Raw genomic sequence first — 12,113 nt, 5'->3', positions numbered from 1 at the left:
GGGCTTCGTTCTTTCGTGTTTCAAGCTTATCAGATCCGAGCTCGTGCTCTTTCCCGACTCGCTTTCGTCTTCCGCGACCTGACGGCCCGTCCGACGTGTTGAACTTTAGCCCAACTCCGCTCCGGAAAGCGAATCCAGACCCACCCGCCGAAATGCAGACACAGCAGAACAGAGCCCCCTGCGGCGGCGCGCAAAAGAAGGTTGTCGTACTGGGAATGGTGTTTCGGGAGAGTGGCCGCCCCGGGACCGTCCGCGCAGACGCGTGTCCGGTGCTCCCTGCCGAGCGACTAGGACACGCTACGCCTTTCCTGGCTCGGGTGCAAACCTTCGCCCGGACATGCCACGGGCCGGCCCGCCCCGCGAGGGGTGGACCGGCCCGGTCGACTCGCTGTCAGCTGTTGGTCGGGAACCCGAGGTTGATGCCGCCGTGCGAGGGGTCCAGCCAGCGCTGGGTGATCGCCTTGCCGCGGGTGAAGAACTGCACCCCGTCCGGACCGTAGGCGTGGGCGTCGCCGAAGAGCGAGGCCTTCCAGCCGCCGAAGGAGTAGTAGGCGACCGGCACCGGGATCGGCACGTTGATGCCGACCATGCCCACCTCCACCTCGTGCTGGAAGCGGCGGGCCGCCCCGCCGTCGTTGGTGAAGATGGCGGTGCCGTTGCCGTACGGGTTGGCGTTGATCAGCGCCAGGCCCTCCTCGTAGGAGGAGACCCGCACCACGGAGAGGACCGGCCCGAAGATCTCGTCGTTGTAGACGGACATGCCGGGCTTCACGTGGTCGAAGAGGGTCGGGCCGAGCCAGAAGCCGTCGGCGGTCGGCTCACCGTTGACGTCCTCGGTGGTGATCACGTGCTTGCGCCCGTCCACCGCCAGCTCGGCGCCGTCGGCCACACCGGACTCCACGTAGGAGGTGACCTTGTCGCGGTGCTGGCCGGTGACCAGCGGACCCATCTCGGAGTCGCCGTTGCAGCCGGGGCCGACCTTGAGGGTGGCCACCCGCTCCTTGATCTTCTCCACCAGCTCGTCGCCGATCGGGTCGACCGCGACCAGCACCGAGACCGCCATGCAGCGCTCGCCGGCCGCACCGAAACCCGCGTTGACCGCGGCGTCGGCGCTCAGGTCCAGGTCGGCGTCGGGGAGCACCAGCATGTGGTTCTTCGCGCCGCCGAGCGCCTGCACCCGCTTGCCGTACCGGGTGCCGGTCTCGTAGACGTAGCGGGCGATCGGGGTCGAGCCGACGAAGCTGACCGACTTGATGTCGGGGTGCTCCAGCAGCCGGTCCACCGCGACCTTGTCGCCGTGCACCACGTTGAAGACACCGTCCGGCAGCCCGGCCTCGCGCCACAGCTCGGCCAGGAAGTTGGCCGCCGACGGGTCCTTCTCCGAGGGCTTGAGCACCACGGTGTTGCCGGCCGCGATGGCGATCGGGAAGAACCACATCGGCACCATGGCCGGGAAGTTGAACGGCGAGATGATGGCGACCGGGCCGAGCGCCTGGCGGATCGAGTAGACGTCGATGCCGGTGGAGGCCTGCTCGGTGAAGCTGCCCTTGAGCAGCTGCGGGATGCCGCAGGCGTACTCCACCACCTCCTGGCCGCGGGCCAGCTCGCCGAGCGCGTCGGAGTGCACCTTGCCGTGCTCGGAGACGATCAGTGCGGCCAGTTCGTCCTTGCGCGCGTTGAACAGCTCGCGGAAGGCGAAGAGCACCGTGCTCCGCTTGGCCACGGAGGCGTTGCGCCAGTCGCCGAAGGCGGCGGAGGCGGCGGCCACCGCCTGGTCGACCTCGGCGATGCCGGCGAAGTCCACCTGGCCGGAGACCCGGCCGGTGGCCGGGTCGTAGATGTCGCCGCGCCGGGGCGCGCTGCCCGCGGTCGGGACCGGCGCTCCGCCGATCCAGTGGACGACGTGCTTGTCCGCGCCGCTGGGGCGCTCAGAGGACGTGCTCACGGTGGTCTGCCTCCCAATATCACTGGCTCCTCCCCCAGTCTGGTCGCCCTGTCCGACCTGCTCAACGAGCACACTGACGGAGATAGCCCGTTTGGCCTTACACCTCGTCGGCATGGTGTGCTACGGCCCGCCAACGGGGCCTCACCGGGGTCCCCAAGGCCCGCCCGAACCGGCAGCCGCCTCGTGCAACGCGAGTTCCAGGGCGGCCGGGTCGGTCAGGCGCCCGGAGCCGTCCGGGGCCAGCAGCCAGCGCAGGCCCCGGCTGCGCCGAGCGGGGTGCGGAATCGCCACCCAGGCGCCCGCGCCGGCGCCGTGCACCCCCGTGCCGACCCAGCGCGCTGCCGTGCCGACCGGCACCAGGTAGCCGACGGTGTCGTCCCCCGGGTCGGTCAGCACGGGGCCGGGCAGCCGGCCGCTGCCGCGGGCCACGGGCGCGTCCGTCAGCACCCGCAGCGCGGGTAGCCCGAGCCGGGCCGGCACCCGCAGCAGGTCCCAGCGCCGCCCGGCGGGCAGCAGCACCACGCCGCCCGCGCTGCGCTCCCACTCCCGCCGGCAGGCGGCCGGGTCCGGTGCGGCGGCCGCCAACCAGGCCACCGCGTCGTTCCCTCGGCTGCTGTCCATGACCCGTCCTCCCGATCCGCTGACCCGTCATCAGGGGAGAGCGGTCCGGGCGGCAGCTCTTACACCGCTTCCTGCACCGGTTCTTGCCGGTTCCCGCGGCGGTCGGCTACCCGAGTCGGCCCGGGTCGCCGAAGATCGTGCGGTGCCACTCCTTGCGAGCCACCGCGGTGGTGTCGTACATGACGTGCTTGACCTGGGTGTACTCGTCCAGCGAGTACTGCGACATGTCCTTGCCGTAGCCCGAGGCCCGGTACCCGCCGTGCGGCATCTCGCTGACGATCGGGATGTGGTCGTTGACCCAGACGCAGCCGGCCGCCAGTTCCCGGGTGGCGCGCAGCGAGCGGTGCACGTCGCGGGTCCAGGCGGAGGCGGCCAGCCCGTACGGGGTGTCGTTGGCCAGCCGCAGGCCTTCGTCGTCGCTGTCGAAGGGCAGCACGACCAGGACCGGGCCGAAGATCTCGCCCTGCACCACCTCGCTGTGCTGGGGGGCACCGGTGATCAGGGTCGGCAGGTAGAAGGCGCCGCGGGTCAGGTCGGTGCCGTCGTGGCCGAGCTTGCCGCGGGAGCCGCCGGTGACCACGGTGGCGTAGTCGCGGGCCCGCTCCACGAAGCCGGCCACCCGGTCGCGGTGGGTGAAGGAGACCAGCGGGCCCAGGTCGGTCTGCGGGTTGCGCGGGTCGCCGACCCGGATCGCGGCGAACAGCTCGGCGACGCCCGCGACGAACTGCTCGTAGAGCGGGCGCTGGACGTAGGCGCGGGTGGCGGCGGTGCAGTCCTGGCCGCTGTTGATCAGCGAGCCGGCCACCGCACCGTGCACCGCGGCCTCCAGATCGGCGTCGTCGAAGACCACGAAGGGCGCCTTGCCGCCGAGCTCCAGGTGGGTGCGCTTGACGGTGGCGGTGGCGAGCTCGGCCACCCGCTTGCCGACCGCGGTCGAGCCGGTGAAGGAGACCATGGCCACCTCCGGGTGCCCGACCAGGTGCTCGCCGGCCTCGCGGCCGGCGCCGGTGACCACGTTGACCACGCCGTCGGGGATGCCCGCCAGGGTGCAGGCGCGGGCGAACATCAGCGAGGTGAGCGGGGTGAGCTCGGCGGGCTTGAGGACCACGGTGTTGCCCGCCGCGACGGCCGGCAGCACCTTCCAGGCCGCCATCTGCAGCGGGTAGTTCCACGGGGCGATCGAGCCGATCACGCCGATCGCCTCGCGCCGCACGTAGGAGGTGTGGTCACCGGAGTACTCGGCGGCGGCCTTGCCCTCCAGCTGGCGGGCGGCGCCGGCGAAGAAGGCGGTGTTGTCGATGGTGCCGGGGACGTCGAACTCGGTGGCCAGCCGGATCGGCTTGCCGGTCTGCGCGGTCTCGACCGCGGCGAACTCGGCGGCGTGCTCGCTGAGCACCGCGCTCAGCTTGAGCAGCGCGGCGGAGCGGCTCGCGGGCGAGGCCGCGGACCAGTCGGGCAGTGCGGCGGCGGCCGCCGCGACGGCCTCGTCGACATCGGCCCTGGCGGCCAACCGGACCCGTTGGACGGTGCTGCCGTCGGCCGGGTTCACCACGTCGAAGGGCTCGGCGCCGGTGCCGGGTACGGCTCGCCCGCCGAGGTACTGGGCACCCGCGGCGAAATCGGTCAGCTCCATGGGTCGGTTCTCCTCCATACGTTCCATTCCACCCGGTTCGCTCCCTGCCGACCCTGCCGGGCGCCACGGGGCCGGACAAGGGTCACTCCGACAGCCGAGCCGCCGAGCGCCTAGCAGGATGTAAACCCCACGCGGAGGCGGCCGGGACCGGTGGGGAGGCAAGATGCTGCTGTCACCCCCGCTCCGCCGTCAGGAGGCCCCTGCGTGCTGCCCACTGTCTCCCAGGTCCTGGAACTCGACGTGCTGCGCCGCGGCCTGCCGCAGGTGGTGGCCGGGGCGGACCGGCTGCACCGCCCGGTGCGCTGGGTGCACGTCAGCGAGCTGCCGGACGTGGCCGGGATGCTGCAGGGCGGCGAACTCGTGCTGAGCACCGGGATCGCGCTGCCGGAGGACCGCGAGGGGCTGGCCCGGTACATCCGGGAGCTGGTCGAGGTGGGCGCGGCGGGCCTGGTGGTGGAGTTCGGCCGGCGCTACTTCGACTCCCTGCCCAAGGCCCTGGTGCACGCGGCCGAGCAGCGCGGGCTGCCGCTGGTGGTGCTGCGCCGGGAGATCCGCTTCGTCGCCGTGACCGAGGCGGTGCACGCGCTGGTGGTGAACGCGCAGCTGGAGCAGCTGCGGGCCTCCGAGGCGGTGCACCAGGTCTTCAACGAGCTGGCGGTGGAGGGCGCCGAACCCTCCGAGGTGCTGCGCCAGATCGCCCGGATGGCGGGGCGGCCGGTGGTGCTGGAGAACCTCAGCCACCAGGTGCTGGCGCACGATCCGGCCGGGCAGACCGAGGACGAGCTGCTGGAGCACTGGGAGCGCCGTTCACGTGCGGTGCGCCCGACCGGGCGCACCGGGTTCGACCCGCGCAGCGGCTGGCTGGTGACGGCGGTCGGTGCGCGCGGCGAGGACTGGGGCCGGCTGGTCCTGGTGGACGATCCGACGCCGCTGCCGGAGCACGAGGCGCACCCGCGGGCGATGCTGCTGGAACGCGGGGCGGCCACGCTGGCACTGAACCGGCTGCTGGTGCGCGACCGGGAGAGCCTGGAGCGGCAGACCCACCGCACCCTGCTGTCCGGGATCATGACCCACGCGCTGACCGTCTCCGAGGTCGCGCTGCGGGCCCAGGCGCTGGGGGTGCCGCTGGACGGGCGGCGGCTGGTGGGCGTGGTGCTGCGCCGGCGCAGCGGTGCGCTGCCCGCCGCGCTGGAGGCGCAGGCCCGGCTGCGCGACTTCACCGAGCTGGCTGCGGGCGCCGCCCGGTCCTGCCGGCTGGCCGCCCTGGTGGGCGCACTGGACGACGAGGGGGTCGGCCTGCTGATCGCGCTGGGCTCGCAGCAGGAGGAGCACGCCGCACTGGAGGCGTTCGCCGCGACGCTGCGCCGGCTGATCGCGGACAGCGGCAAGGAGCGGGACGGCGCGCCGCCGGTGGTGGCGGTGGGCTCCTCGGTCGGCTCGGTGCGCGACGCCCGGCGCACCCTGCTGGAGGCGACCCAGGTCGCCGACGCGGCCCTGCACGACGCGCCGGGGGCCAGGGCCGCCTCCTACTACCGGCTGCCCGACGTGCGGCTGCGCGGTCTGCTCCACCTGCTGCGCGACGACGCCCGGCTGCAGACCTACGTGGAGCGCGAGCTGGGCCCGCTGCTGGCCTACGACGCGGAGCACGGGTCGCAGCTGGTCCAACTGCTGCGGGTCTACCTGGAGCAGGGACGGAACAAGTCGGCCGCGGCAGATGCGGCGCATCTGTCGCGGCCGAGCTTCTACGACCGGTTGCACAAGGTGGAGCGGATCCTGGCGGTGGACCTGGACCAGGTGGAGTCCTGCCTGTCGCTGCACGTGGCGCTGCTCGCGCTGGACGCGGTGCGCCGCTGAGGCAGGGTCGGCCGACGCCCCGTCAGGCGACGTGGGCGTCGACCACGGTGAGCGCCTCGTCCAGGGCGGCCAGGCCTTCGCGGGCCTCCTCGGCGCTGACCGTGCACGGCGGCACCACGTGGAACCGGTTCATGTTGGTGAGCGGCCACAGCCCGCGCTTCCTGCAGGCCGCCGCCAGCTCGGCCATCGGCGCGTTGGCCGCACCGCTCGCGTTGTACGGCACCAGCGGCTCCCGGGTGGCCCGGTCGCGGACCAGGTCCAGCGCCCAGAACACGCCGAGCCCGCGGACCTCGCCGATCACCGGGTGACGCTCCGCCAGCTCGCGCAGGCCCGGGCCGAGCACGGTCTCGCCGATCTCCTTGGCGTGCTCCACGATGCCCTCCTCGGCCATCGTGTTGATGGTCGCGACGGCGGAGGCGCAGGCCAGCGGGTGGCCCGAGTAGGTCAGGCCGCCGGGGAACGGGCGCTCGGCGAAGGTGGCGGCGATCTCGGCGCTGATCGCCACGCCGCCCAGCGGCACGTAGCCGGAGTTGACGCCCTTGGCGAAGGTGAGCAGGTCGGGGGTGACACCCCAGTGGTCGGCGGCGAACCAGGCGCCGGTGCGGCCGAAGCCGGCCATCACCTCGTCGAGGATGAAGACGATCCCGTACCGGTCGCAGATCTCCCGCACCCCGGCCAGGTAGCCGGGCGGCGGGACCAGGATGCCGGCGGTGCCGACCACGGTCTCCAGGATGATCGCGGCCACCGTCTGCGGGCCCTCGAAGGCGATCACCTGCTCCAGGTGGGACAGCGCGCGCTCGCACTCCTGCGCCTCGTTCTCGGCGTGGAAGGCGGAGCGGTAGGTGTGCGGGCCCCAGAAGTGGACCACGCCGGAGGTGCCGGTCTCGCTCGGCCAGCGGCGCGGGTCGCCGGTCAGCGCGATCGCGTTGGCGGTGGCGCCGTGGTACGAGCGGTAGGTGGAGAGCACCTTCTGCCGGCCGGTGTGCAGCCGGGCCATCCGGATCGCGTTCTCGGTGGCCTCGGCACCGCCGTTGGTGAAGAAGATCTTGTCCAGGTCGCCGGGGGTGCGCTCGGCGATCAGCCGGGCGGCCTCGCTGCGCGCCTCGACCGCGAAGCCGGGGGCCAGGGTGCAGAGCTTGCCGGCCTGCTCCTGGATCGCGGCGACCACCTTGGGGTGCTGGTGGCCGATGTTGGCGTTCACCAGCTGGGAGGAGAAGTCGAGGAACCGGTTCCCCTCGTAGTCCCAGAAGTACGAGCCCTCGGCGCCGGCCACCGCGAGGGGGGCGATCTGGGCCTGGGCGGACCACGAGTGGAAGACGTGCGCGCGGTCGGCGGCCTTGACGGCCTGCCCGGCGGCGGGATCGGCAGTGGGGATGCTCATGCCGCCAGCGTAGGTAACCGCGCGGGCCGGATGTACCGGCATCTTGTCAGGTGGTCCGGCGGCCGTGCTGACACTGTGCAAAGGGCCAAGGGGCAGTGCCCCTTGGCCCTTCACCGGTCAGACGATCCTTCAGATCGCGGTCATGACGTGCTTGACCCGGGTGTAGTCCTCGAAGCCGTAGCCCGACAGGTCCTTGCCGTAGCCGGACTTCTTGAAGCCGCCGTGGGGCATCTCGGCCACCAGCGGGATGTGGGTGTTGATCCAGACGCAGCCGAAATCCAGCCGGCGCGACATCCGCATCGCCCGGGCGTGGTCCTTGGTCCACACCGAGGAGGCCAGCGCGTAGTCGACGCCGTTGGCGTAGCCGACCGCCTGGTCCTCGTCGGTGAACTTCTGCACCGTGATGACCGGGCCGAAGACCTCGTTCTGGATGATCTCGTCGTCCTGCAGCAGGCCGGAGACCACGGTCGGGGCGTAGAAGTAGCCCACCTCGCCGACCTGGTGGCCACCGGTCTCGACCTTGGCGTGCCCGGGCAGCCGCTCGATGAAGCCGGCCACCTGCTTGAGCTGGTTGACGTTGTTCAGCGGGCCGTACAGCACGTCCTCCTCGTCCACCCCGCCGGTCTTGATCTCCGCGGCGGCCTTGGCCAGCGCGGTCACGAAGGCGTCGTGGATCGACTCGTGCACCAGCACCCGGGTGGCGGCGGTGCAGTCCTGGCCCGCGTTGAAGAAGCCGGCCACCGAGATGCCCTCGACCGCCTCGGCGATGTCGGCGTCCTCGAACACCACCACCGGGGCCTTGCCGCCCAGCTCCAGGTGGACCCGCTTGACGTCCTTGGCGGCCGACTCGGCCACCTGGATGCCGGCCCGCACCGAGCCGGTGATCGAGGCCATCGCCGGGGTGGCGTGCTCGACCATCAGCCTGCCGGTCTCCCGGTCGCCGCAGAGCACGTTGAAGACGCCGGCCGGCAGCTCCAGCTCGGCCAGCACGCCGCCGATGATCTCGGCCAGCAGCACGGTGGAGGCCGGGGTGGTGTCGGAGGGCTTGAGGACCACGGAGTTGCCGGCCGCGAGCGCCGGGGCGAACTTCCAGACGGCCATCATCATCGGGTAGTTCCACGGCGCGACCTGGGCACAGACGCCGACCGGCTCGCGGCGGACGATCGAGGTCATCCCGTCCATGTACTCGCCCGCGGCCTTGCCCTCCAGCATCCGGGCGGCACCGGCGAAGAACCGGATCTGGTCGACCATCGGCCCGATCTCCTCGGACTTGGTCAGCCCGCGGGGCTTGCCGGTGTCGCGGCACTCGGCGTCCACCAGGTCGTCGCCCCGCGCCTCGACCGCGTCGGCGATCTTCAGCAGCAGCTTCTGCCGGGTCGACGGGGTGGCGTCGCGCCAGGTCTCGAAGGCGGCGGCGGCCGCGGCCATCGCGGCGTCCACGTCGGCGGCGCCGGACAGCGGGGAGGTCGCGTACGCCTGGCCGGTGGTCGGGTCGACGATCTGCAGGGTGCGGCCGTCGGCCGCATCGACGAACTCGCCGTTGATGTAGTTGCGCAGCGTACGAAGCTCGCTCACGGGTTTCTCCTACGGTCTGGGCCTGCGACGTTGCAGATTCCGGCGCCAGGGTACCGCCGGGCCCGCGCCCTGCGGGGCGGTTCGGCCGGGACCCTTTCGGGCGTGTGGACGCCGACGCGTGTACACGGCAAGGCTACCCTGCCGGCTGCCGTAATCGACAGGTCGCTCCGTGCAAGGCAACGCAATCCGTTCCGGAAACATGAATGGCCGACGAAATCAGCAGGGTGACGGGTTGCGGAAGCAGAGTCGATCAGGCACAGTGGCGGCGTGGCCAACCGCGACCGGAACAGCAGCGTTCCCCTCGACTCCGTCTCCAAGGCGATCATCGAGCAGCTGCAGGAGGACGGCCGCCGGGCGTACGCGACCATCGGCAAGGCCGTCGGCCTCTCCGAGGCCGCGGTCCGGCAGCGGGTCCAGAAGCTGCTCGACCAGGGCGTGATGCAGATCGTCGCCGTCACGGATCCGCTGACGGTCGGGTTCACCCGGCAGGCGATGGTCGGCATCACCGCCGAGGGCGACATCGAGCCGATCGCCGACGCCCTGGCCGCCATGGACGAGGTCGACTACGTGGTCTGCACCGCGGGCTCGTTCGACCTGCTGGCCGAGCTGGTGTGCGAGGACGACGAGCACCTGCTCGAAATGATCAACAAACGCATCCGCGCGCTTCCCGGCGTGCGGAGGACCGAGAGCTTCGTTTACCTGAAGCTCCGGAAACAGACCTACACCTGGGGCACCCGATGACCGCCGACCCGGCACAGAAGGACCTTTCGAAGACCGCCTACGACCACCTGTGGATGCACTTCACCCGCATGTCGTCGTACGAGAACTCGCCCGTGCCCACCATCGTGCGCGGCGAGGGCACCTACATCTGGGACGACAAGGGCCGCAAGTACCTCGACGGCCTGGCCGGACTGTTCGTGGTGCAGGCCGGTCACGGCCGCGAGGAGCTGGCCGAGGCCGCTGCCAAGCAGGCCAAGGAGCTCGCCTTCTTCCCGGTCTGGAGCTACGCCCACCCCAAGGCCGTCGAGCTGGCCGAGCGGCTGGCCAACTACGCCCCCGGCGACCTCAACAAGGTCTTCTTCTCCACCGGTGGCGGCGAGGCCGTCGAGACCGCCTGGAAGCTCGCCAAGCAGTACTTCAAGCTGGTCGGCAAGCCGACCAAGTACAAGGTCATCTCGCGCGCCGTCGCCTACCACGGCACCCCCCAGGGCGCCCTGTCGATCACCGGCCTGCCGGGCCTGAAGGCCCCGTTCGAGCCGCTGGTCCCGGGCACCCACAAGGCGCCGAACACCAACATCTACCGCGCCCCGGCCTTCCTGGCCGGCCCGGACGGCACCGTCGACCCGGAGGCCTACGGCCGCTGGTGCGCCGACGAGATCGAGGTGGCCATCCTCAACGAGGGCGCCGAGACCGTGGCCGCCGTCTTCGTCGAGCCGGTGCAGAACGCCGGCGGCTGCTTCCCGCCGCCGCCCGGGTACTTCCAGCGGCTGCGCGAGATCTGCGACCGGCACGACGTGCTGCTCGTCTCGGACGAGGTCATCTGCGCCTTCGGCCGGCTCGGCACCATGTTCGGCGCCGACAAGTTCGGCTACCAGCCCGACATGATCACCTGCGCCAAGGGCATGACCTCGGGCTACTCCCCGATCGGCGCGACGATCATCTCCGACAAGATCGCCGAGCCGTTCTACAAGGGCGACAACACCTTCCTGCACGGCTACACCTTCGGTGGCCACCCGGTCTCCTCCGCGGTGGCGCTGGCCAACCTCGACATCTTCGAGCGCGAGGGCCTCAACCAGCACGTGCTCGACAACGAGGCCGCCTTCCTCGGCACCCTGAACAAGCTGCGCGACCTGCCGATCGTCGGCGACGTGCGCGGCAACGGGTTCTTCTACGGCATCGAGCTGGTCAAGGACAAGGTCACCAAGGAGTCGTTCAACGACGACGAGGTCGAGCGCGTGCTCTACGGCTTCCTCTCCAAGGCGCTCTTCGACAACGGCCTGTACTGCCGCGCCGACGACCGTGGCGACCCGGTCGTGCAGCTGGCCCCGCCGCTGATCTCCGACCAGTCGACCTTCGACGAGATCGAGCAGATCCTGCGGACCAGCCTCACCGACGCGTGGGCGAAGATCTGACGCTTCGCGCCCCGCGGGACCACCCGGGGCCGGTTCCGGCAGCCTCCTCCTCAAGGCTGCCGGAACCGGCCCCGGGTCATTTTTTCGGGCGCTCCGGCCCTATCATCTGCTGATGGTTCGTCCGGGTTTATGACAAGTGCTCCGGGTGTGCCGCAACCGCGCACGGGCGATCTCGTTCTAATCTGACCACTGCCATTCCTTTGCACCACGCAGAGCCGATCCCGACCGGCGGAGGAACACATGTCAGCGGCCCCGCCCGACAACGACGTGCTGTGGGCCCGAGGCATCGTCAAGTCCCACCACGGCACCCCCGCGCTGCGCGAAGTCTCGATCGGCGTGCGCGAGGGCGAGGTGCTCGCCGTCACGGGCGCCCGCGGCTCCGGCAAGTCCACCCTGCTCGGCTGCCTGTCCGCCCAGCTCCCGGTGGACGCGGGGGAAGTCTGGTTCAACAGCTCCCCGGTGCACACCCTGGGCCGGGCCGGGCGGGAGAAGCTGCGCCGCGAGCGGTTCGGCTTCGTGGGCTCCGAGCCGCAGCTGGTACCGGAACTGACGGCCCGGGAGAACGTCGCGCTGCCGCTGCTGCTGGCCGGTGTCGGCCACCGGGCCGCCTACGGCGCGGCCGACGACTGGCTGGAGCGCCTCGACGTGGCGGCCTGCGCCAAGCGCCGCCCGGAGGAGCTGATCCGCAGTCAGTGCCAGCGGATCGCGGTGGCCCGGGCACTCGCCCCGCTGCCCCGGGTGGTCTTCGCCGACGACCCGACCGCGCCGCTGCACCGCGAGGCCCGGGACCAGGTGCTGCGGATACTCACCAGCGCGGCCCGATCCCACCAGCTGACCCTGGTGCTGGCCACCCACGACCCCGAGCTGGCCCGCTACGCGGACCGCACCGTCGCCCTGGTGGACGGCCGCACCCCCGTGCCCGCCACCGCGGTCCGGCGCCCGGCGGCCGCACCCGTCGCCGCTTCACACTGA

The 12,113-nt window shown here is 71.7% G+C and carries 9 protein-coding genes; 4 read left to right on the top strand and 5 right to left on the bottom strand.

What is annotated here, in order from left to right:
• Nucleotides 1-391: 391 nt before the first annotated feature.
• From C7C46_RS15035 to C7C46_RS15025, 3 genes are all read right to left on the bottom strand, one after another.
• On the bottom strand, nucleotides 392-1,945 hold the full coding sequence (locus C7C46_RS15035) for a CoA-acylating methylmalonate-semialdehyde dehydrogenase (RefSeq protein ID WP_110669807.1): 1,554 nt from the start codon (nucleotides 1,943-1,945) through the stop codon (nucleotides 392-394).
• 141 nt (nucleotides 1,946-2,086) lie between these two features.
• Nucleotides 2,087-2,566 (bottom strand): hypothetical protein, encoded by a 480-nt coding sequence (locus tag C7C46_RS15030; RefSeq protein ID WP_110669805.1) that lies wholly within the window; start codon nucleotides 2,564-2,566, stop codon nucleotides 2,087-2,089.
• Nucleotides 2,567-2,672: 106 nt separating this feature from the next.
• On the bottom strand, nucleotides 2,673-4,199 hold the full coding sequence (locus C7C46_RS15025; protein ID WP_110669803.1) for a gamma-aminobutyraldehyde dehydrogenase: 1,527 nt from the start codon (nucleotides 4,197-4,199) through the stop codon (nucleotides 2,673-2,675).
• 204 nt (nucleotides 4,200-4,403) lie between these two features.
• Between C7C46_RS15025 and C7C46_RS15020 the strand changes: the two genes are divergently transcribed.
• On the top strand, nucleotides 4,404-6,053 hold the full coding sequence (locus C7C46_RS15020; RefSeq protein WP_110669801.1) for a PucR family transcriptional regulator: 1,650 nt from the start codon (nucleotides 4,404-4,406) through the stop codon (nucleotides 6,051-6,053).
• Between the two features lie 22 nt (nucleotides 6,054-6,075).
• Here C7C46_RS15020 and C7C46_RS15015 read toward each other — a convergent pair whose 3' ends face one another.
• Together C7C46_RS15015 and C7C46_RS15010 are read right to left on the bottom strand one after the other, a co-directional pair.
• Nucleotides 6,076-7,434, bottom strand: coding sequence for an aspartate aminotransferase family protein (locus tag C7C46_RS15015; RefSeq protein ID WP_110669799.1), 1,359 nt, complete (start codon nucleotides 7,432-7,434; stop codon nucleotides 6,076-6,078).
• A 129-nt stretch (nucleotides 7,435-7,563) separates the two neighbouring features.
• Nucleotides 7,564-9,009: a gamma-aminobutyraldehyde dehydrogenase gene (locus C7C46_RS15010; protein ID WP_110669797.1), complete on the bottom strand. Its 1,446-nt coding sequence runs from the start codon at nucleotides 9,007-9,009 to the stop codon at nucleotides 7,564-7,566.
• Nucleotides 9,010-9,276: 267 nt separating this feature from the next.
• On the opposite strand from C7C46_RS15010, the gene C7C46_RS15005 reads away from it, so the two are divergent.
• From C7C46_RS15005 to C7C46_RS14995, 3 genes are all read left to right on the top strand, one after another.
• Nucleotides 9,277-9,750, top strand: coding sequence for an Lrp/AsnC family transcriptional regulator (locus tag C7C46_RS15005; protein ID WP_110669795.1), 474 nt, complete (start codon nucleotides 9,277-9,279; stop codon nucleotides 9,748-9,750).
• Nucleotides 9,747-11,141, top strand: a complete 1,395-nt coding sequence (locus C7C46_RS15000) for an aspartate aminotransferase family protein (RefSeq protein WP_110669793.1) — start codon at nucleotides 9,747-9,749, stop codon at nucleotides 11,139-11,141. The genes C7C46_RS15005 and C7C46_RS15000 overlap by 4 nt, the downstream gene beginning before the upstream one ends.
• Nucleotides 11,142-11,381: 240 nt before the next feature.
• On the top strand, nucleotides 11,382-12,113 hold the full coding sequence (locus tag C7C46_RS14995) for an ABC transporter ATP-binding protein (RefSeq protein ID WP_110669791.1): 732 nt from the start codon (nucleotides 11,382-11,384) through the stop codon (nucleotides 12,111-12,113).

The sequence above is a fragment of the Streptomyces tateyamensis genome (genome assembly GCF_003205575.1).
In the GTDB taxonomy this organism is placed as follows: Bacteria; Actinomycetota; Actinomycetes; order Streptomycetales; family Streptomycetaceae; genus Kitasatospora; species Kitasatospora tateyamensis.
The sequence above is the reverse complement of the archived record's forward strand: the minus strand, read 5'-3'. Positions and strand labels throughout refer to the sequence as shown.

Excerpts from the sequence above, each read along its gene's own strand:
- C7C46_RS15030 (WP_110669805.1), bottom strand. The coding sequence starts at position 2,566 with ATGGACAGCAGCCGAGGGAACGACGCGGTGGCCTGGTTGGCGGCCGCC.
- C7C46_RS15025 (WP_110669803.1), bottom strand. The coding sequence starts at position 4,199 with ATGGAGCTGACCGATTTCGCCGCGGGTGCCCAGTACCTCGGCGGGCGA.
- C7C46_RS14995 (WP_110669791.1), top strand. The coding sequence starts at position 11,382 with ATGTCAGCGGCCCCGCCCGACAACGACGTGCTGTGGGCCCGAGGCATC.
- C7C46_RS15000 (WP_110669793.1), top strand. The coding sequence starts at position 9,747 with ATGACCGCCGACCCGGCACAGAAGGACCTTTCGAAGACCGCCTACGAC.
- C7C46_RS15015 (WP_110669799.1), bottom strand. The coding sequence starts at position 7,434 with ATGAGCATCCCCACTGCCGATCCCGCCGCCGGGCAGGCCGTCAAGGCC.